Raw genomic sequence first — 20,707 nt, 5'->3', positions numbered from 1 at the left:
TCGACTTCCGGTTCGTGCCTGGCACTGGACCTCACCCTTTAGCCGCCTCGGCCCAAGGCCCTCGCCCGCTCGCGGGAGAGGGTTGGGTGAGGGTCTTGCTTTCAAGCCGCCGATCGAAACAGCGTGACGCCCTGTCCTCCGACCGCCTATCCTGCGGGCCACGGAGGAAACCCAGAATCATGATCACCCACTGCGTCTTCATCAATTACCGCGCCGACACCACCGCCAAGACTAAGGTGGCGATCCTCGACGCGCTGCTGGCGCTGCGCCCGCGCATCGACGGCCTGATCAACATCATCGTCGGCAACAACATGAGCCCCGAAGGGCTCGACAAGGGCTTTTCCGAAGGCTTCATCGTGACCTTCCGCGACGTCGCGGCGCGGGACCAGTATCTGGCCGATGAAGAGCACGCCAAGGTTGGCGCCGCCATTGTCGCCGCCGCCGAAGGCGGCATCGACGGCATCCTGGTCTACGACCTCGAGCATTGAGGCTCTTGCTCCTGCCCACCGTCCTCAGTGAAAATCCCGCGATTTCGGGATGATGCGGACGTTGCGCGGGTGGCTGCCGCCGGGGTGGCGGGGCTGTTGCGGGTGGACGAATTCGTCGGCCCGCGACAGAGCAAGGTTCGGGCGGCGGTCTTCGTCGAGGTGATCGAGGTCGCCCGTGCGGTCGATCAGCTTCTTCGCCACGAGATGGACGATGCCCTCCGCGCTCTTCTGGATATTGCCCTCGACCAGAACCAGTTTGGCGCCGATGATGGTGCGGCGGAACTCGTCGAACAGCCGCGTCCAGACGACGACATTGACGATGCCGGTCTCGTCCTCGAGCGTCATGAACACGACATTGCCCTTGCCGGGACGCTGGCGGACCAGAACGACGCCCGCCGTCCGCGCGAAGGCACCATCGGCCAGCGCCGCCATCGCCGCGGCGGACAGGATGCGCTCGCTCGTATAGCGCTCGCGCAGGAAACGCATCGGATGCGCCTTCAGCGACAGGCGCAGCGTCTGGTAATCGGCAACGACATGCTCGGAAAGCGGCATGGCGGGTAGCGGCATATCCTGCTCGCGGCCCAGTTCAGCCGCATCGGCGGCGGCGAAGAGCGGCAGGATGTCGGAACTGGGCAGGCGGCGCACTTCCCAGAGCCCCTGCCGCCGGTCGAGCCCGAGCGAGCGCAGCGCATCGGCGTCGGCAAGCTTTTCGTAAGCCCGCCGCTCCAGCCCCGTATGGCGGACGAGATCGTCCATTGCCGCGAAACCGGCCTCGCCCCGCCGCGACGCGATCGTCTCCGCCCAATCCTTGCGAAAGCCGTCGATCTGGCGAAAGCCAAGCCGCAGCGCCAGCCCTTTTTCCGTCGGCTCCAGCGTGTTGTCCCAAAGGCTTGCATTGATATCGACAGGATGGATCGGCACGTCGTGATCGGCGGCGTCGCGCACGATCTGCGCCGGCGCGTAAAAGCCCATGGGTTGCGAGTTCAGCAGCGCCGCGGCGAAGGCGGCCGGGTGATGGCACTTGATCCAGGCCGAGACATAGACAAGCCGGGCGAAGCTCGCGGCATGGCTTTCGGGGAAGCCATATTCGCCAAACCCCTTGATCTGCTCGAAGCAGCTGTTGGCGAAGGCGGGGTCATAGCCGCGCGCGATCATGCGGCTGACCATCTTTTCCTCATAGCGATGGATGGTGCCATTGTGCCGGAAGGTCGCCATGGCACGGCGCAGGCCATTCGCCTCGTCGCCGGTGAATTTCGCCGCGACCATGGCGAGTTTCATCGCCTGTTCCTGGAATATCGGCACGCCCAGCGTCCGCGACAGGACCTCCTTCAGTTCGTCGGGATGGCCATGCTCCGGCGATGGCGAGGGATAGGTCGCCTCCTCCAGGCCGGCGCGGCGCTTCAGATAGGGATGCACCATGTTGCCCTGGATCGGGCCTGGGCGAACGATCGCCACCTGGATGACGAGATCGTAGAACCGGCGGGGCCGCAGGCGCGGCAGCATGTTCATCTGCGCCCGGCTCTCGACCTGGAAGACGCCGATCGAGTCGCCCTTGCAGAGCATGTCGTAGACGGCCGGATCTTCGGAGGGCAAGGTGTGGAGTTCGTGACGTTCTCCGCCCGCCTCCGCGATCAGGTCGAAAGCCTTGCGGATGCAGGTCAGCATGCCGAGCGCCAGGATATCGACCTTCATCATGTCGACGGTATCGATGTCGTCCTTGTCCCATTCGATGAAGCTGCGATCCTTCATCGCCGCCGGGCCGCTCGGCACGAGGTCGTTCAGCAGCGTCTGCGTCAGCACGAAACCGCCGACATGCTGCGAGAGGTGGCGCGGAAAGCCGCGCAGTTCCATGGCAAGCCTGACCGCGCGCTCTATCTCCGGGTTTTTCGGATCGAGGCCGGAATCGGTGATGTGCTTGTTCTGGATGTCCGAGCCCCAGCCGCCGCCCCAGACGGTGCCGCCGAGCGCGACGATGACATCCTCCGAAAGCCCCAGCGCCTTGCCGACCTCGCGAATGGCGCTCTTCGTCCGGTAGGAAATGACGGTGGCGCAGATCGCGGCGCGGTCGCGGCCATAGCGCTCATAGATGAACTGGATCACCTCCTCGCGCCGCTCATGCTCGAAATCGACGTCGATATCGGGCGGCTCCTCACGCTCCGACGACAGGAAGCGCTCGAACAGCAACTGATGCTGGACCGGGTCGACCGAAGTGACGCCCAGGCAATAGCAGACGGCGGAATTGGCGGCCGAGCCGCGCCCCTGGCACAGGATGCCGACGCCGCGCGCAAAGACGACGATGTCATGCACCGTGATGAAATAGGCGGCGTAGTTACGCTCCCGGATCAGCGCGAATTCCTTGGCGAGCGTCGCGCGGACCTCGGCGGGGATGCCCTGGGGATAATGGCGCTCCGCCCCCTGCCATGTCAGGATCTCGAGATAGTCCTGCGGGCTCATGCCTTCCGGCACGGCCTCATGCGGATATTCGTATTTTATCTCGTCGAGGGTGAAGGTGATACGCTTCAGAAATCGCATCGTCTCGCCGACGGCTCTTGGAAAATCGCGAAACAGCCGCGCCATTTCGAGGCCCGGCTTCAGATGCCGCTCGGCATTGGCCTCCAGCAAGCGCCCCGCCGTCTCGATCGTCGTCTTGTGGCGGATGCAGGTCAAAACGTCCTGCAGCGGACGCCGCTCGGTCGCGTGATAGAGCACGTCGTTGACGGCGATGAGCGGCAGCCGGCATTCCCGCGAAAGCTCCGACAGGGCGGCGAGCCGGCGGCGGTCGTCGCCCTTGCGGTAGAGCACGGCGGCGATCCACGCCCGGCCGGGCGCGAGATCGGCGAGCTTTCGCGCCGCCGCGCCAAAATCTCCCGGCACCCGAGCCGGCGGCATCAGGATGAAGAGCGCCCCCTCCGCATGCCCGGCCAGATCGTCGAAATCGAGATGGCACTCGCCCTTCGGCGCGCGGCGCTTGCCGAGGCTCAGCAACTGGCAAAGCCGGCTATAGGCGGCGAGATCCGCGGGATAAGCGAGGATATCGGGGGTGCCATCGCGAAACACCAGCCGGACGCCGACGACGAGGCGGAATCCGGCAACCCGCGTGTTGCCATAGTCCTCGCTGGACCAGGCATCATGTGCCCGGACGATGCCGGCAAAGGTGTTTCGGTCGGCGATGCCGATGCCCTTCAGCCCCAGCGCATGCGCCTGGACGATCAGTTCATGGGCATGCGACCCGCCCTCCAGGAAGGAGAAGTTCGACATCACGGCGAGTTCGGCATAGGGGCTCATGCAGCCTCCATCCTCAGGAAGCGGCAGAAGAAACCCTCACCCCAACCCTCTCCCGCTCGCGGGAGAGGGAGCGCGCCTATGCAGATTGCCGCGCTCATCGTCCATGCCGGACGCCGCCCAAAGCCCTCTCCCCTTTGGAGAGGGCTGGGTGAGAGCCTTGCTCGACTCCTCATGCGAACAATCCATGCAGGAACCAGCGCGGCTGCGGCCGGTCGGCCGCATAAAACCCTTCCCGGTAGAGCCAGAAGCGCCCTCCATTGCGATCCTCGACGCGGAAATAATCGCGGTCGGGCCAATCGCCCCCGGCGCGCCACCATTCCGGCGCGATCCGCTCCGGTCCTTCGGCGCGGGTCACCTGGTGCAGCACGCGGCGCCAGCGAAAGCTGAGCGGCGGGCCGTCCGGCACCTCGCCCATCGCCTCGATGGGTTCGGGCGGGTCGAACAGGCTGAGTGGCCGGAGCGGCGGGTCGCCGGGCTCCAGTTCGTCCTGCCAGAGAGCCGGATTGCCGCTCATGGCGAAGACCGGCACCCGCCTCGCCCGCCGCTCGGGAATATGCGTGTCTTCCCGCAGGAAGCCCTGCACCCGCTCGGGCCCGAAACGGGCGCCGAGACGATCGACCAGATCGGCCACCGCCTCGTCGTCGAGCGCATGACCCTCGAGGCTCGACTGCGCGGCCAGGAAAGGCTCGGTGCGAAAGGCGCCGAGACGGATCAGGTCGAAGCCGAAGCCGACATCAAGCGGATCGGAAAGCGCGTCCAGTTTCTCGTGAAACAGTCTCGCGATCGCCTTCGGCGCCCGGTTGGGCCGCGCGGTCGCAACCTCGATCCGCCGCACGGCGCCGTCGACGCGATAGAAGCTCGCCTCGAAATGGCGGCCGCCCTCGCCCCGCGCCTCCAGCAGCGAGGCGACATCGGCGGCGAGGCGGGCAAGCGTGGCCGCGATATCGTCCTGATGGGCGATCGGCTGGAAGAAGATGCGCTCGGCGAGCGCCGCCGGAACCGGCCGGCGCGGCGAAATCGGGTGCTCGGCAATGCCGGCCAGCCGTTCCAGCCGTTCGACGCAATCGGCGCCGAAGCGGGCGGCGAGCGGGGCGCGCGGCCGGTCGATCAGATCGGCGACGATCTTCAGCCCGGCCCGTCGCAGCGCCTGCACGCGCGCGGCGTCCAGCCCCAACGCCGTGATGGGCAGGGGCCTTACCGCCTCCGCCTCGCGGCCGGGCGGCACGATCACGCGATCCCGCCCACGGGCCAGCGCACGGGCGGTTGCCGGCGCGCCGGCGATCGCGCCATGGGCCGTGAGGCCAAAGCCGGCAAGCCGCGTCAGGAGGTCCTCGAGCAGCGCCGCCTCGCCCTGGAAGAGATGGGCGGCGCCGGTGATGTCGAGCATCAGGCCGCGCTCGCCATGGCGGGCGACCAGCGGGGTATAACGATCGCACCAATCGGCGATCCGCTCCACCAAGGCCTCGTCGGCGGCGGGATCGTGCTCGGCCACCACCAGATTGGCGATGCGCGCCCGCGCCTCGGCCAGCGTCAGGCCGGGGCAAAGTCCCTGGCGCAACGCCGCCGGGTCCGGCGCGGCGAGTGCCAGCGCGCCCTTCGCCTTTTCGACGATCAGCAGCGGCGCTTCAGCCGGCAAGCCGGAATGGGGCGCGTTCGGCAGGTTTCGGAGCCGGTTCGATGCGAGGAAGGGCAGCCGGATCGCGCAATAGCGCCGGGCGCTTGAAGAGTTTTTCATCGCGGTTCCACTCCAGCCGCCAGGGTCCGCCGGGCGGTCCGTGGCGATGGCGCAACAAGGTCAGGTCAAAGGTCGGATGGCCCGGCGCGTTCATCGCCAACGGCGCGGCCGGTTCGGAACGCACGAGCCAGCGGGTCTCCGCCCCGCCCGGCATCGGCCGCGCGCCCGGCCGCAGCAGCAGGACGGTGACGCCCGAAGCCTCCGCCGCCAGCGAAAAGCGGCGCTGCGTCGTGAGGTCGAGCGCCTTCGGTTCGCCCCAGGGCTCGATAATCACGGCGCCCAGCGCGCCGCAGCGGGCCGCCTCGCCGCCGGCGCGCAAGACGGCCAGCGCATCCCGCAACTGCACCAGGATCAGCGCGGAGGGATCGAGACCCAGCGCCTGCAGGCCATCGGCATGGAGGTCACCGCCCTCGTGGGCGGCATAATCCTGCCGCACCCAGACGATCGGTCGCCCGGGGGGAGCGGCCGCCAGCGCCAGAGCCAGCGAGAAGCCCGACGCCGCCATGGTATCGGCGCCCGAGGCGGCATGGATCTCATGCAGCGCGCCTCGCGCCAGCCCGCCCCCCAGCGCGGCGTCGACCGCATCCCTGTCGAGCGCGATCCGGGACGCGCGCGCGGTTGCCCTCGGCGAGAGGGCCCCGCCCGGCGGCGCGGGCCGGGCCGTCGTCTCCAGCGCGGCAATGCGCTGCCGCAATGCGGAAAGGGTCGTCCTTGCGGTATCCATCCTGGTCGTCGCTATCCGATCCGATCGCCATCGTTCCTGTTTTGTTCTATCCAATACGACTCCAAATCCGGCAAGAGTCAATCGCGCGGCAAGCGAACTACCCAGCCTGTCGCGTATCAGAACGGGTACCGTCATCCGGAGGGGGCGATCGCCTACGGGGGAGATCCTGGAGCGTCATGAAAAGGCGAAAGGACGCGGGTCGCCGTGCCAATGCTGCCAGTTTATGGCATCATGGGATGAAAGGGATGCCCCATGTCGCGATCGCAACGCCTGCTGGACCTGATCCAGATCCTGCGCCGTCATCGCCGGCCGGTGAGCGGCCAGGTGTTGGCCACGGAACTCGGCATCAGCCTGCGCACCCTCTATCGCGACATCGCCACGCTCCAGGCGCAGGGCGCCTCGATCGAGGGAGAAGCTGGCATCGGCTATATCCTGAAGCCCGGCTTCATGCTGCCGCCGCTGATGTTTTCCGAGGACGAGATCGAGGCGATGGTGCTGGGCTCGCGCTGGGTTTCGAAACGCGCCGATCCCCGACTGGCGCTCGCCGCCAGCAATGCGCTGGCCAAGATCGCCGCCGTGCTGCCGGCGGATCTGCGCGAGGATCTCGACAGTTCGACGCTTCTGGTCGGCGCCAGCTCGACCGAGACACCCGGCGTCGACCTGGCCGCAATCCGCGCGGCGATCCGCGGCGAGCGCAAGCTTGCCTTCGCCTATGTCGACGCGGTCGGCGCCGCTTCGCAACGTACAGTGTGGCCGTTCGCGCTCGGCTTCTTCGAGAAGGTGCGCGTGCTCGTCGCCTGGTGCGAAACACGGGAAGACTTCCGCCATTTCCGAACCGAACGGATGACCGATCTCGTCGTCACGGAAACGCGCTACCCGCGCCGCCGGCAGGCGCTGCTGAAGGAATGGAAGATCGCCGAGGGGATCAGCCATCCGACACTGCTGTCATAAACTGACAGCAGGCCCCGCTACATCTGCCTCATCGACAACGGAGGCAACACCATGACGACCCCGAGCATGATCCTGCTCTATGTGAACGACACGGCCGCCAGCGCCGCCTTTTATGGCGACCTGCTCGGCCATCCGGCCGCGAGCCTGTCGCCCAACTTCGCCGCGCTGCCGCTCGACAACGGCCTGACGCTCGGCCTCTGGGGCCGCGCCCAGGCCAACCCTGCCACCACCGCCACGGCAAACGGCGCCAATGGCGAGATCGTCTTCATGGTCGAGAACAAGCCGAAAATCGACGCACTCTATGCCGACTGGCAGCAGCGCGGGCTCCGGATCGAGCAGGCCTTGACCGTCCTCGATTTCGGCCCGACCTTCGTCGCCCTCGACCCCGACGGCCACCGCCTGCGGGTCTGCCTGCAGGACGAATAAGGCCGTCCCTTGAACCCTCCCCTCGAGGGAGGGTCAAAACCGCGTAGCGGTTTTGGGGAGGGGATCTTCGGCGCGTCCAATCCAGACGCTAGTTCCCTTCCCGTCGAAACGCCCCCTCCCCGAAAACGCCGATGGCGTTTTCGACCCTCCCTCAAGGGGAGGATTCAAAGAAGAGGGCCCCTACTTCCACATGCCCCGCATCCGGGCGGCTATGTCGACAGGGACGCGCGGCTGCGCGGCCGCGCCCGCCACCTCGCTCGGCGCCGGGGGCCAGATCACCTGCTGGAACAGGCCGATGATGGCGGAGGGAATGAAGCGGGTGCGGGTCGCGTAGATGTGGCGGTCGCCGCCGCGGGTCTGCTGCGTGACGAAGAAGCGTTGCGGCATGACGAGGTGCAACTCGTCCTTGGCCCGCGTCATCGCCACATAGAGCAGCCGCCGCTCTTCCTCGATTTCTTCCGCCGTGCCGGTCGACAGATCGATCGGCATGCAGCCATCGACGACGTTGAGCACGAACACCGATTTCCATTCCTGCCCCTTGGCGGAATGGATGGTCGAGAGGATCAGATAATCCTCGTCGAGCAGCGGCACGCCCGCCTCGCCGCTGGTGGCATCCGGCGGATCGAGCGTCAACTCGGTCAGGAAGCGTTCGCGCGAGGCAAAGCCGGCAGCGATCTGCTCGAGCTGCACCAGGTCGGCCAGCCGCACCGTCGCGTCGTCGTGGATGCGCTCGAGATGCGGTTCGTACCAGCTGCGCACCGCCTCGATCTCGGCCGGCCAGCCCAATTTCGCCTGGCGCAGATGGCCCACCAGCTCGACAAAGGCCGGCCAGTCGGCCGCCGTCTTCTGCGGCGGCTTGAACTCGGCCAGCGCCGCCATTGGATCGACGGCGCCGGCCATCGATTCCAGCATCTTGCCCGCCGTGCCCGGCCCGACGCCCGGCAGCAATTGCGCGACACGAAAGCCCGCGACGCGGTCGCGCGGATTTTCCACGAAGCGCAACACGGCGAGCAGATCCTTCACATGCGCCGCATCAAGGAACTTCAGCCCGCCGAACTTGACGAAGGGGATATTGCGCCGGGTCAGCTCGAATTCGAGTGGGCCCGAGTGATGCGAGGCGCGGAACATCACCGCCTGTTCCTTCAGCGCGACGCCGCGCTCGCGCGCCTCCAGCACCGTCTCCACGACATAGCGCGCCTGCTCGGCCTCGCCGCGCACGGTCACCAGCTGAGGCTTGTCGCCGCTTTCACGCTCGGTCCAGAGGTTCTTGGTGAAGCGCTCGGTCGCCAGCGAGATCACGCCATTGGCGGCCGCGAGGATCGGCCGGGTCGAACGGTAATTGCGCTCCAGCGTGACGATCTCGGCGGCCGGCGAGAAATGGCCGGGGAAATCGAGGATGTTGCGCACGGTCGCGGCGCGGAACGAATAGATCGACTGCGCATCGTCGCCGACCACCGTCAGCCCCTCCCCCTTCGGCTTCAGCCCGAGCAGAACGGAGGCCTGCAGGCGGTTGGTATCCTGATATTCGTCGACCAGCACGTGGTCGAAGCGGGCGGCGATCTCGCCCGAGATCGAAGGCTCGGCCATCAGATAGGCCCAGTAGAGCAGCAGATCGTCGTAATCGAGCACGTTCTGCGCCTGCTTCGCCTCGACGTAAGCGGCGAACAGCGCCTTCAGTTCGTCCTTCCACATGGCGCACCAGGGGAAGACGCGGACCAGGACCTCGTCGATCGTCGTCTCGGAGTTAACGACGCGCGAATAGATGGCGAGGCAGGTGCCCTTGGCCGGAAACCGGCTCTCCTTCTTCGAGAGCCCGCGCTCGTGGCGGACCAGGTTCATCAGGTCCGCGGAATCCTCGCGGTCATGGATCGTGAAGGCCGGATCGAGGCCGATCCATTGCGCGTGCTCGCGCAGGATCTTGGCGCCCACGCCGTGAAACGTGCCGGACCAGGCGAGCGCATCGGTCAGCACGCCGCCCTTGGCGCCGAGCACGCTCGCCGCGATGCGCTCGACCCGCTTCGCCATTTCGCTCGCCGCGCGGCGCGAAAAGGTCATCAGCAGGATGCGGCGCGGATCGGCGCCGTTCAGGATCAGGTGCGCGACGCGGTGCGCCAGCGTGTTGGTCTTGCCGGAGCCGGCGCCGGCGATCACCAGCAGCGGGCCGCACTCGGGCGTGGTGACCCCGAATTCGACGGCGCGGCGCTGGTCGTCGTTCAGCCGGGCGAGATGGGCAGCCGTCATGGAAATGCGTGGTTCCGTCGAATCAAGGGCGGGATCGTCCCGGATTGGAGCATGTTTCCCGTTTTGTTCGCAATGCGGGCGACCGCCGCATGGGCCGGTGTTGACTCACGATTTCCGTTACGTCACCTTGGGTTGTGCGGGCGGCTTCCTGCATCCCAGGACCGCTGTACCCAGCATCTGCGAAACGGATCGGCTTCGACGGGGGAAGTCAGGATGTCGGACGGCAGGGGCCTGCGCCTCGCTTCGGAGGATGGCCAGGACTCGCCTGCGCCGCCGCCCTCCGTGCCATCGGCCGCATCGCTCGCGGAGCCTCCCGATCCCTGGCGCCTGTTCCGCCTGCTGCGCAGGCAGGCGTGGACCTTTCTCGGCGTCGTCCTTGCCATCAACCTGTTGGCCGCGCTGTTCCTCTGGCAGGCGACGCCGGCCTACAAGGCCTCCGCGCTAGTCATTGTCGATCCCTGGCAACGCAGCATGCTGGACGCGGGCGGACCCGACGGCGGCAGGCCGACCGATGCGGCGCGGGTCGAGAGCGAGGTCGAGATCCTGCGCTCGCCCTCGGTGCTGCTGTCCGTGGTCAACACGCTGGACCTGGTCCGCGACCCAGAATTCACGCCGAAGCGGGGCTTGCGGGCGCGTCTGGCAAGCCTGCCTGGGCTTGGGTCAGCCACGCTTTCCGCCGAGCAGGCCACCCGGCTGACCCTGAAACGGCTGAGCCAGGCGATCGCGGTGACGCGGCGAGGGGCAACCTATGTCATCGAAGTGGCGGCGCGCTCCCAGGATCCCGACAAGGCGGCGCGGATCGCCAACCAGCTGGCCGCCGCCTATATCGACGCGCAGATCCGCGCCAAGGTCGATTTCGCGGCGGACATGCAGAAGCGGCTCGCCCAGCAGCTCGAAAGCGCGCGCGCCGCGCTGCGCGAGATCGACCGCAAGCTCGACAGTTTCCTTGACGACAGCATCCTGCAGATCGACGACACGGAGCTTCGCGCCGAGCTGAGAGACATCCGCTCCGCCATCAAGGAGCAGGAGGCGAACCGCCTTCGCTATGACGCGCTGGCCGGCCGATCCCGGGAGCGCGCCCGCAAGCGCGAATGGGACGCGCTGATTGCCGAACTCAATTCCGAGCGTATGGTGCGGCTCCAGGCCCAGGCCGCTGCGATCCGCCAGGGCCCGACTCCTGCCAACAGCGCGGACACCGAGGCCCGCCTCGCGCAACTCGACCGACAGATCGACAAGGAGGCCCAGGCCGTGATCGCGCGGATCGCCGCCGAGGCGAGCACGGCGCAGCAGAACGAAGCCGAGTTGCGCAACCGCCTCAGCCAGCGGCTGACGGCCCCCGACGTACCGGCTGACCTGGTGCTGCATTTCCGCGAGGTCGAGGGAGATGCGGCGGCGCTGCGCCTGGTCGTCGACAAGCTGACGACCAATTCGACGACCGCCACGGCCGAAATCGACCTGCAGCTTCCCGACAGCCGAATCGTTTCGGCCGCCCTGCCGCCCTCCACCCCGAACTATCCCGACACGCCGCTGATCGCCGGCCTCGCCATGGGCTTCTCGCTGCTGATCGGGGTTTCGGCCGCCATCGTGCGCGACCGCGTTTCCGGAGGCTTCGTGGACGAGAGTGCGCTCGAGGCATTCTCCGGCGTGCCGGTGCTGGCCTCCCTTCCCGCCATCGAGACGCGACCCGGACGCCCGGGGGAAAGGCCGGCGGACGAGATCCTGGAGCATCCGGCCGGCCCTTATGCCGAAAGCGTGCGGCAATTGCGGTTCGGGCTCGATCTCGCCCCTTCCATTCCGCGACCACAGGGAATCACCCGCGTGGCGCTGGTCACGGCGGCTCTCCCCGGCGAGGGCGCGACGCTGACCGCGATCACACTGGCGCGATCCTTCGCATTGTCCGGCCGCAGGACCCTTCTGATCGACGGCAATCTTCGCCAGCCCGGCATTCACGCCGCGCTCGATCGCGATCGACGCCATGGCCTCGCCGATCATCTGGCCGGACGCATCGCCTCGGTCCTGCCCGCCGACGCCTTCCTGTTCGACGACGTGACGCCCCATCTCACCGTCGCCGCCGGTCCCGGCGATGCGCGGCTCAAAGTGGACGCGCTGCTGCAATCCGGCCGCCTCGGCAACTGGCTTCAGACTGCGCGGCAGTCTTATGACCAGATCGTCATCGACAGTTCGCCCATGCTTGGCGTCGTCGACACCCTGCTCTGGATACGCCATGCCGACGATATCGTGATGATCGTCGAGGCCGCGACGCCGGCCCGTGATGTCCGCGCCGCGCTCCGGGCGATGGCGCGCGGCGGACGGGGCACGGCGCATCTCTGGCTGGCGCTCAACCGCGCCGCCCGCCCCCAACGCCGCGCTTTCCGAACAGCGCGCACCGCGCCGCCACCGCAACCATTCGGAAAGAATGTTCCAAACTGAGCGGTCCGAACCGAACTCCTGAGAGACCGGCGCGTTGAATTGGTACCCCCCGCCATGCAACATCCCCGCAAAGCGAGGGGGCATCCCCGGCAAAAGGCGCATGAGGCGCAAGCTGCGTTTGAGAGGCGATCACTATGGCAGGTTCGAAGATTGTTCCGGTTATTCTGGCAGGCGGATCGGGAACACGACTCTGGCCGATCTCGCGCGACAGCATGCCGAAGCAGTTTTTGGCGCTCGGATCCGATCGCACCTTCTATCAGGACACGCTGCTGCGGGTGCCGCCGAAGAGTGCGGGCGGTACGGATCCGATCATCATCACCGCCGATGCCTTCCGTTTCTTCGCCCGTCGCCAGGCGGCGGAAATCGGCGTCGACGTCACCATTATCCTGGAGCCGGCGCGACGCGATTCCGCCGCGGCGCTGATCGTCGCCGCCCGCTATGCGCAGAAGATCCATGGCGATGATTGCCTGGTGCTGGCGCTCGCCGCCGACCATCTGGTGCCTGACGTCGCCCTGTTCCAGCAGGCCTGCCTGGACGCCGCCGCCGCGGCCGAGGAAGGCCATATCGTCACCTTCGGCATCACCCCGACCGAACCGCGCACCAGCTATGGCTATATCAAGCCGGGCAAGCCGCTCGGCACGCCAGGCGCCTTCGCCGTCACCTCCTTCGTCGAGAAGCCGGACCGGGAGACCGCCGAGCGCTACGTCGCCGACGGCTATCTATGGAACTCCGGCAATTTCATCTTCCCGGCCGCCCTGATGCTCGCGGAAGCCGCCAAGTTCGAGCCCGAGATCGCGGCCGGCGCCGACAGGACGATCGCCGGCGCCCATGAAGACCTCGGTTTCATTCGACTGGAAGAGACGAGCTTCAAGTCGATGCCGGCGAAGTCGATCGACTATGCCGTGCTCGAGCGCACCGACCGCGCCGCCGTCATCGAGGGCCGCTTCAGCTGGTCCGACATCGGCAGCTGGGACGCGGTGCGCGACAGCCGCGAGGCCGGCGAACATGGCAATGTCACTTCCGGCCCCGTCGCGCTGATCGACAGCCACAACGCCTTCATCCACTCCGAGGGTCCGCTCGTCACCGGCATCGGCCTCGACAACATGACCGTCATCGCCTCCGAGGATGCGATCCTGATCATGCCCTCCGACCGCGCCCAGGACGTCAAGCATCTGGTCGCCAGCCTCAAGGCCGAAAAGCGCAACGAAGCCAACGAGCACATCAAGATTCACCGGCCGTGGGGCACCTACCAGACGATCTGCCGGGGCGACCGATTCCATGTGAAGAAGATCGTGGTCGAGCCCGGCGCCAAGCTGTCGCTGCAGAAGCATCATCACCGCGCCGAGCACTGGGTCGTCGTGCGTGGCACCGCCGAGGTGACGCTCAACGACACCATCAGGACCGTGAACGAGAACGAATCGATCTACCTGCCGCTCGGCGCCATCCACCGCGTCTCCAACCCCGGCAAGATCCCGCTCGAACTGATCGAGGTGCAGACGGGTTCGTATCTGGGTGAAGACGACATCGTCCGCATCGAGGATATTTACGCGAGGGTGTGAGGGGGGCGCGCCTTTTCGCTAGCCCCTCCCGGAAGCGTGGCATACCCACGCCGCCCCTCCTCAGTCGTCATCCCGGGCGGAGACCCGGGATCCATTCAGCAGGGTTGCCAGCCGTGCCAAACGCCCAAGTTCACGGCTGGATGGGCAAGTTCACGGCTGGATGGGTCCTCGCCTTCGCGAGGATGACGGCGGAGGGTGGGCGTTGGCGGGAGCGCGGGCCCCAAAAGGCCCCTACGTCTCCAGCCGGGCGATCAGGCTCGACGTGTCCCAGCGGTTGCCGCCCAGGGCCTGGACATCGGCGTAGAACTGGTCGACCAGCGCGGTCAGCGGCAGCTTCGCGCCGTTGTTGCGCGCTTCGTCAAGGCAGATGCCGAGATCCTTGCGCATCCAGTCGACCGCGAAGCCGAACTCGAACTGGCCGGCATTCATCGACTTGTAGCGGTTCTCCATCTGCCAGGACTGCGCCGCGCCCTTCGAGATGACCTCAACCACCGCCTCGACGTCGAGGCCGGCGCGCTTGCCGAAATGCAGCGCCTCGGCCAGGCCCTGGACGATGCCGGCGATGCAGATCTGGTTCATCATCTTGGCGAGTTGGCCGGAGCCCACGGGTCCGAGCAGGCGGCAGGCGCGGGCGTAGCTGGCGATCACCGGCTCGACGCGGGCGAAAGGCTCGGCATCGCCGCCGCACATCACCGTCAGCAGGCCGTTCTCCGCGCCCGCCTGGCCGCCGGAAACGGGAGCATCGATGAAGGCGAAGCCGCGGCTCTCGGCCTCGGCGTGCAGTTCACGCGCCACCTCGGCGGAAGCGGTCGTGTGATCGACGAAAACGGCGCCCTGGCCGAGCCCGGCAAAGGCCCCGTCCGGCCCGATGGTGACCGAGCGCAGATCATCGTCATTGCCGACGCAGGCGAAAACGATGTCCTGCCCTTCGGCGGCCTCCTTCGGCGTCGCGGCAGCGCGGCCGCCGAATTCCGAGACCCACTTGGCCGATTTGGCGGCATTGCGGTTGTAGACGGTGACCGCGTGGCCCTTCGCCTGCAGATGCCGCGCCATCGGATAGCCCATCACGCCGAGGCCCAGGAACGCTACCTTCGTCATCTCGATCTCCGTCCAATTCCATCCTGCCGGCATCGGTCCACGACGCCCTCGCACAGGCCTAACATGGCACCCGCTTCCTGGCACCCCGCCTCGGGCGAGACACCGCCCTGCCCCATGAAAAAAGCGGGCGCCGGTGAGGGCTGCCCGCTTCCGTCATTTTGATGGACGTCCGGCGCAGCGCCGTTCAGTGGCGCGAGCTCTTCAGGAACTCGTTGAGACGCTGGCTGCGGCCCTCGCCGAAGATCTCCGCAGGCGTGCCTTCCTCGGCGATCCGTCCCTGCTCCATGAAGACAATGCGGCTGGAGACCTCGCGGGCGAAGCGCATCTCATGCGTGACGATCAGCAGGGTCGCGCCATCGTCGGCAATGCTCTTGATGGTCGTCAGCACTTCCTGCACCAATTCCGGATCCAGCGCCGAGGTCACCTCGTCGAGCAGCACCAGCTTCGGATTCATCGCCAGCGCGCGGGCGATCGCAACGCGCTGCTGCTGGCCACCGGAAAGCTGGCTCGGATAATGCTCGAGCCGCGCGCCGAGCCCGACCCGGTTCAGCCATTTTTCCGCGATGACGAAGGCTTCCTCCTTGCCGAGCTTCTTCACCTTGCGCAGGCCGAGCATGACGTTGCCGGCGGCGGTCAGATGCGGAAACAGGTTGAAGCTCTGGAACACCATGCCGGTCATGGCGCGCTGGCGCGACAGCTCGGCGTCGCGCAGCCGGACCCGCTTGCCGCCGACCGTCTTGTAGCCGATCGTCTCGCCATCGAGAATGATGTCGCCGCCCTGGAATTCCTCCAGCAGATTGACGCAGCGAAGCAGCGTCGTCTTGCCGGAGCCGCTCGAGCCGATGATCGAGACGACGTCCTTCGGACGGAGGCTGAGATCGACGCCCTTGAGGATTTCCACGGCGCCGAAATTCTTCCGGAGCCCGCGAATGTCGAGCAGCGGTCGCGCGGTGTCTGTCGTGGTCATTGGCGGGCTCCGAGGCGGCGTTCCATCGACTTGCCGAGCAGGTCCAGGGCGATATTCACCACCAGATAGAGGACGCCGGCGAAGACGTAGAATTGAATGGTCATGAAATTGCGGCCGATCACTTCCTGCGTCTTCAGCAGCAGTTCACCGACGCCGATCATCGAGAGCAGGCTGGAGCCCTTGATCAGTTCGACGCCGGTATTGATCCAGGGCGGCAGCGAGATGCGGAGCGCCTGCGGCAGCAGCACGTTGGCGAGGATCTGCGGGAAGGTAAGGCCGATCGAACGCCCCGCCTCGATCTGGCCGGGCGGGATGGCCTGCAGCGATCCGCGCAGCAGCTCGCCGATATGGGCGCCGGCGAACAGGCCAAGCGCCAGCGTGCCGGCATGCGCCGCCGACAGCGATAGCCCCAGCACGGCCGGGATGTAGAAGGCGGCGAGGATCAGGACCAGCAGCGGCGTTCCACGCATGATGTCGACATAGGCGCGGAATGGAAGACGGAGCCAGAGCGGCGCGAAAACGAGCTGGATGCCGACGATGCAGCCGAGGATCGTGCCGAACACGATCGCCCCGGCCGAAATGCCCAATGTCATCAGGAAGCCGTCGAATATCGGCCATCGGGCGATCCAGAGCTGGGCGAGAAAAGCGTCCATAGGATAGGTGTGACCCGATCAGAATTTGGGGAAGCGGCGCTCGAGCCTTCGCAGCAGGGCGGCGATCGTGAAGCAGGCGGCGATGTAGAGGCCGCTCGCGACCGTCCACGTCTCGACGACGCGAAACGTGTCGACATTGATCTTGCGGGCTTCGAAGGTCAGTTCGGGAATGGCGATCGCGGCGGCGATCGAGCTGTCCTTGAACATGCCGATAAAGGTATTGCCGAGCGAAGGCAGCGAATTTCGCAGCATCACCGGCATGACGACCGACAGATTGGTCTGCATCCGCGTCAAGCCGATCGCACGGCCAGCCTCGACGATGCCCTTCGGCACGGAAAGCAGCCCGGCGCGGAACACCTCGGTCAGATAGGCGCCGGCATAGAGCGCCAGCGAGCCGATGAAGCTCTCATATTTGTCGAGCCGGATTCCGGTCGCCGGCAGCGCAAAATAGACCAGCAGCACCAGAACGAGCAGCGGAATGTTGCGGATCAGCAGGACATAGGTCCCGCTGATCCCGCGCAGCAGGCGTGATTTCGACACGCTGGCAAAGGCCGAAAGCAGCCCGAGAACCGTACCGACCGCCACGGCGGCGACGGCAAGAGCCAGTCCTATGGCGAGCCCGCCCAGCAGATGGTCGAAGCTCGCCCAGACGGCACCGAAGTGCAGCGTGTAGTTCACGGCGGAAATGGCTCCGGCTTAGCGGAATTCGGCCGGGAAGCCGATCGTCGGCTCGGACGGCGACGTGCCGAACCAATGCTCATACGCCTTCTTGTACATCGGGAAGGTCGTGCCGGTCATCGACTCGCGCAGCGCGACATTGACGAAGTTCAGCCAGTCCGGATCGCCCTGCTTGACGATGCAGGCATAGGTCTGCGGGTTCCAGCTGAAGCCGGAGTCGACGTAACGACCCTCGTTCTGCTTCATGTAGTAGGCGAGCGACGAGGTGTCGGTCGCCGCGGCGTCGGCCCGGCCCGAATTCAGCGCCTGGTACATCAGGTCGACGCTCTCGAACTGATCGACCTTGGCGTCGGGCAGCGCGGCCTTGACCATGCCCTCGGCGAAGACGTTCTGCAGCACCGAGACGGTCACGGCATTACCGGCAGCCTTGAGCGCGGCATAGTCGGGATACTTGCCGCCGGCCACCATCATCAGGCTGACGCCCTCGCGATAATAGGGAACGGTGAAGGCGACCTGCTGGGCGCGGGCGGCCGTCACGGTGATGAACTGGCAGCTGATGTCGACCTTGTCGGTGACGATGTTCGGGATGCGGGCGTCGGACGCCTGGTTCACGAACTCGATCTTGGTGTCGTCGTCGAACAGGCCCTTGGCGATGATCTTGGCGACGTCGATGTCGAAGCCGACCAGTTCGCCCGATTCATCGCGGAAATGCCAGGGCGGATTGGTGCTCCCGGTGCCGACGACGAGCTTGCCGCGGCTCAGCACGTCCTGGAGCTTGCCGGCGGCGGAAGCCACCTGCGTGAAAGACAAAGCGAGCGAAAGGGCACCAAGACCCGCCGCAACCTTCAATGCAGTAGAGCGCATATTATTCCCCTCTGTCAGGCAGCGCGACTAGTCCAAAGACTTTCCCTGCCGCGCCGCGAATGGATAAGATTGCGTGGCGAATTAAACTTCGCCTACCCAAAATTTCACTCTCGATTTTGCTGGCGCGGGTGCGGCTTGACGCCGTTTCTCTGCGCCGCAGTTTCGAAGCTGCGGCGCACAACGTCCCCTGCGGATGGACGCAAAGCAAGACGGCATCGTTTCACGTGGTGGAATTTTTCACGACCGCCGCGCTTTACAACCTAAAGGATACCCTGCCCCTTCAGTTCGCTCACAGCACCCTCGACGGCTGCCAAAGTGGCGTCGACGACGGCCTCGTCATGGGTCACCGACATGAACCAGGCGCCACGCTCGAGCGCGCGAACGCCGCGTTGCAGCAGGGCCGTGGTGAAGGCGACGTAGGCCTTCTTGTCGGAGCGGGCGAGATCGCGATAGTCATGCGCCGGCGCATCGAGGCCGAAGGCGACGTGGAAGATCTGCGGATAGCCGGTGACGACGGCCTTGACGCCGGCCTTGTCGAAAACGGCGCGCATGCCTTCCATGAGCCGCGTGCCGTTGCGGCCGATCGTGGCATAGAGCTCGGGCGTCAGCGACTTGAGCGTCGCCACAGTCGCCGCCATGGACAGGGGCTGCGAGTTGTAAGTACCGCCATGCACGACGCCGCCGGACACGAACATGTCGAGCAGGTCGGCGCGGCCCGCGATGGCCGCGACCGGGAAGCCGTTGGCGATCGCCTTGCCGAAGGTGGAGAGGTCGGGCTTGACCCCGAAATGGGCCTGCGCGCCGCCGGCGCCGAGACGGAAACCGGTGATGACTTCGTCGAAGATCAGGATCGTACCGGCCTTGGTGCAGGCCTCGCGCACCCCTTCGAGATAGCCGGGCGCCGGATGGATGGCGCCGGCATTGCACATCGTCGCTTCCATGATCACGCCGGCGACGTCGCCCTTGGCGAGACGCTGCTGCAGCAGCGCGAGATCGTTCCAGGGCAGGACTTCGAGACCCTCGACCGATTGCGGCAGCTGGCCCTTGCTGCCGGCGAAGGGCACGGGCTTGTCGGCCGGGCCGGCGGCGTCGAGCGGCGGCGCGGTCGACCACAGGACGTTGTCGAACCAGCCGTGATAATGGCCTTCGAACTTGATGATGACCTGGCGTCCGGTGGCCGCGCGCGCTAGCCGCAGCGCGGCCTGGTCGGCTTCCGAGCCGGACGAGGCGAAGCGCATGCGCTCGGCGCTGGGGACCATCTCGCAGACGAGGCGCGCGGCCTCGACTTCGACCTTCGACTGGCCTCCGAACAGGATGCCGTGCCGCATCTGCTCGGTGACGGCGTCGGTGAGCGCCTTCGGATTGTGGCCGAGGATCATCGGCCCCATGCCGAGGTAGTAGTCGATGAGCTTGTTGCCATCGACATCGAACAGATAGGGGCCTTCCGCCTTCTCGAAGACGAGCGGCGTCGGCGAGATGTTCAGGCGGAAGTTGCTGTTGACGCCACCGGCGATCCACTGGGCATTGCGGCAGATCTCCTCCGCGGAACGCTCGAAGGTCAACGGCTTGGACGACTGGGCGGTTTCGGTGGACGTGCTGGCCGCCTGGTTGTGGATGGTCAACGCTAGCTCCTCTGCTTGGTATGCCAGCACCAAGCCAGAAGGTCCGTTTCATGTAAACGAGCGCTTGTTTCGCGTGGCGGAAAAAAGCTAGTTTCCGCGCGGCGGAAGCGAGAATGGGACGACCGGCAATGAGCACGGAAACGGACGAGCGTTATCTTGTGGGGCCCGTCCTGAAGGCCCTCAAGGTACTGGATGCGATTGCACAGAAAGGCCATCCTGCCTCGCTGACGACGATCGCCAGCGAACTGGGGCTGCCGAAGACCAGCGTGTTCCGCTATCTGCGCACGTTGAGCGCCGCAGGTTTCCTCACCTATGACCCGAACAGCGACCGCTACAGCGTGGGCATCCGGTTTCGCGCGCTGGCGACTGCCGACAAGAGCATCCAGAGGCTGCGCGAATGCGCGCTGCCGGCGCTGACCGAGATCAACCGCGAATTCAACGAGACGACCAACCTCGCCGTGCTGGCCGACAACCACGTCGTCTATATCGACATCATCGAATCGACCCGCGCGCTGCGGATGCAGGCGCGCATCGGCAGCCGCGATCCCGTGCACTCGACCGCGCTGGGCAAGGCGATCCTGGCGCAGTTGCCGCTCGACGAACGGACGCAGTTGCTCTCCGACGCGCTGCCGCAGCGCACGCTGCGCACGATCACGCAGCTGAAGACGATCGAGAAGCAGCTCGTCGAGGCGGCGGCGACCGGCGTCGCCATCGAGATCGGCGAGAACGAGGAAGGCACGATGTGCATGGGCGTCGCCATCCTGAACGAGACCGGCTATCCCGTCGCGGCGATCAGCATCTCGGCGCCCGAGCGTCGTGTCACGGCGGAGATCCGCCCGCGCCTCATCGCCAGGCTTCAGGAAGCGACGGCGCAGATCTCGCAGAAGCTCGCCTCATCGCAATTGGAGCGGCTGGCGACGGACTGAACTCGCCAACGCCATCGCCGGCCTCGCCGAGCGGCCCTGCGCTCCTTTGTGGATCGTACC

Annotated in this window: 16 protein-coding genes; 6 read left to right on the top strand and 10 right to left on the bottom strand. The window is 66.5% G+C overall.

The features are described from left to right. Positions 1–179 precede the first annotated feature (179 nt). Positions 180–488 (top strand): Dabb family protein, encoded by a 309-nt coding sequence (locus OSH10_RS05795; protein WP_266330678.1) that lies wholly within the window; start codon positions 180–182, stop codon positions 486–488. Positions 489–512: 24 nt separating this feature from the next. Here the strand turns inward: OSH10_RS05795 and OSH10_RS05790 are convergent, their stop codons facing one another. From OSH10_RS05790 to OSH10_RS05780, 3 genes are all read right to left on the bottom strand, one after another. Then, the gene (locus tag OSH10_RS05790) at positions 513–3,773 is read right to left on the bottom strand and encodes an error-prone DNA polymerase (RefSeq protein WP_266330677.1); all 3,261 of its coding nucleotides are present in this window, start codon (positions 3,771–3,773) and stop codon (positions 513–515) included. Between the two features lie 169 nt (positions 3,774–3,942). Further along, a complete protein-coding gene (locus OSH10_RS05785) occupies positions 3,943–5,508 on the bottom strand; it encodes a Y-family DNA polymerase (RefSeq protein WP_266330676.1) in 1,566 nt (521 codons plus the stop codon). Continuing rightward, the gene (locus OSH10_RS05780) at positions 5,399–6,232 is read right to left on the bottom strand and encodes an ImuA family protein (RefSeq protein WP_266330675.1); all 834 of its coding nucleotides are present in this window, start codon (positions 6,230–6,232) and stop codon (positions 5,399–5,401) included. Before OSH10_RS05780 ends, OSH10_RS05785 begins: the two co-directional genes overlap by 110 nt. Positions 6,233–6,484: 252 nt before the next feature. Between OSH10_RS05780 and OSH10_RS05775 the strand changes: the two genes are divergently transcribed. Next, positions 6,485–7,183, top strand: coding sequence for a helix-turn-helix transcriptional regulator (locus OSH10_RS05775; protein ID WP_266330674.1), 699 nt, complete (start codon positions 6,485–6,487; stop codon positions 7,181–7,183). A 51-nt stretch (positions 7,184–7,234) separates the two neighbouring features. After that, positions 7,235–7,609, top strand: coding sequence for a VOC family protein (locus OSH10_RS05770; protein WP_266330673.1), 375 nt, complete (start codon positions 7,235–7,237; stop codon positions 7,607–7,609). A gap of 180 nt (positions 7,610–7,789) precedes the next feature. Here the strand turns inward: OSH10_RS05770 and OSH10_RS05765 are convergent, their stop codons facing one another. Beyond that, entirely contained in the window at positions 7,790–9,850 is a 2,061-nt protein-coding gene (locus tag OSH10_RS05765) for an ATP-dependent helicase (RefSeq protein WP_266330672.1), read from the bottom strand. A 213-nt stretch (positions 9,851–10,063) separates the two neighbouring features. Between OSH10_RS05765 and OSH10_RS05760 the strand changes: the two genes are divergently transcribed. After that, positions 10,064–12,280: a GumC family protein gene (locus tag OSH10_RS05760; RefSeq protein ID WP_266330671.1), complete on the top strand. Its 2,217-nt coding sequence runs from the start codon at positions 10,064–10,066 to the stop codon at positions 12,278–12,280. A 134-nt stretch (positions 12,281–12,414) separates the two neighbouring features. Then, a complete protein-coding gene (locus OSH10_RS05755; protein WP_266330669.1) occupies positions 12,415–13,839 on the top strand; it encodes a mannose-1-phosphate guanylyltransferase/mannose-6-phosphate isomerase in 1,425 nt (474 codons plus the stop codon). Between the two features lie 231 nt (positions 13,840–14,070). Here the strand turns inward: OSH10_RS05755 and OSH10_RS05750 are convergent, their stop codons facing one another. The 6 genes from OSH10_RS05750 to OSH10_RS05725 all read right to left on the bottom strand — a co-directional run bounded on the left by OSH10_RS05750 (position 14,071) and on the right by OSH10_RS05725 (position 19,721). Continuing rightward, positions 14,071–14,937 carry an NAD(P)-dependent oxidoreductase gene (locus tag OSH10_RS05750; protein ID WP_266330668.1) on the bottom strand — a complete coding sequence of 289 codons (867 nt, stop codon included), beginning with the start codon at positions 14,935–14,937 and terminating at the stop codon, positions 14,071–14,073. Between the two features lie 184 nt (positions 14,938–15,121). Further along, positions 15,122–15,904: an amino acid ABC transporter ATP-binding protein gene (locus OSH10_RS05745; RefSeq protein ID WP_266330666.1), complete on the bottom strand. Its 783-nt coding sequence runs from the start codon at positions 15,902–15,904 to the stop codon at positions 15,122–15,124. Continuing rightward, positions 15,901–16,557 carry an amino acid ABC transporter permease gene (locus tag OSH10_RS05740; protein WP_266330665.1) on the bottom strand — a complete coding sequence of 219 codons (657 nt, stop codon included), beginning with the start codon at positions 16,555–16,557 and terminating at the stop codon, positions 15,901–15,903. The genes OSH10_RS05745 and OSH10_RS05740 overlap by 4 nt, the downstream gene beginning before the upstream one ends. 18 nt (positions 16,558–16,575) lie before the next feature. Further along, positions 16,576–17,235: an amino acid ABC transporter permease gene (locus OSH10_RS05735; protein WP_266330664.1), complete on the bottom strand. Its 660-nt coding sequence runs from the start codon at positions 17,233–17,235 to the stop codon at positions 16,576–16,578. Between the two features lie 18 nt (positions 17,236–17,253). After that, positions 17,254–18,099: a transporter substrate-binding domain-containing protein gene (locus OSH10_RS05730; protein ID WP_266330663.1), complete on the bottom strand. Its 846-nt coding sequence runs from the start codon at positions 18,097–18,099 to the stop codon at positions 17,254–17,256. A gap of 260 nt (positions 18,100–18,359) precedes the next feature. Beyond that, positions 18,360–19,721: an aspartate aminotransferase family protein gene (locus OSH10_RS05725; RefSeq protein WP_266330662.1), complete on the bottom strand. Its 1,362-nt coding sequence runs from the start codon at positions 19,719–19,721 to the stop codon at positions 18,360–18,362. A gap of 128 nt (positions 19,722–19,849) precedes the next feature. Here OSH10_RS05725 and OSH10_RS05720 point away from each other — a divergent pair, with 128 nt between their 5' ends. Continuing rightward, complete coding sequence (locus OSH10_RS05720) at positions 19,850–20,647, top strand: IclR family transcriptional regulator (protein WP_266330661.1); 798 nt, start codon at positions 19,850–19,852, stop codon at positions 20,645–20,647. The last annotated feature ends 60 nt before the right edge of the window (positions 20,648–20,707 follow it).

Origin of the sequence: Kaistia defluvii (assembly GCF_026343955.1) — a bacterium.
Lineage (GTDB): Bacteria > Pseudomonadota > Alphaproteobacteria > Rhizobiales > Kaistiaceae > Kaistia > Kaistia defluvii.
Note: the sequence above shows the minus strand (reverse complement) of the source record. Positions and strands in the feature narration are given on the sequence as shown.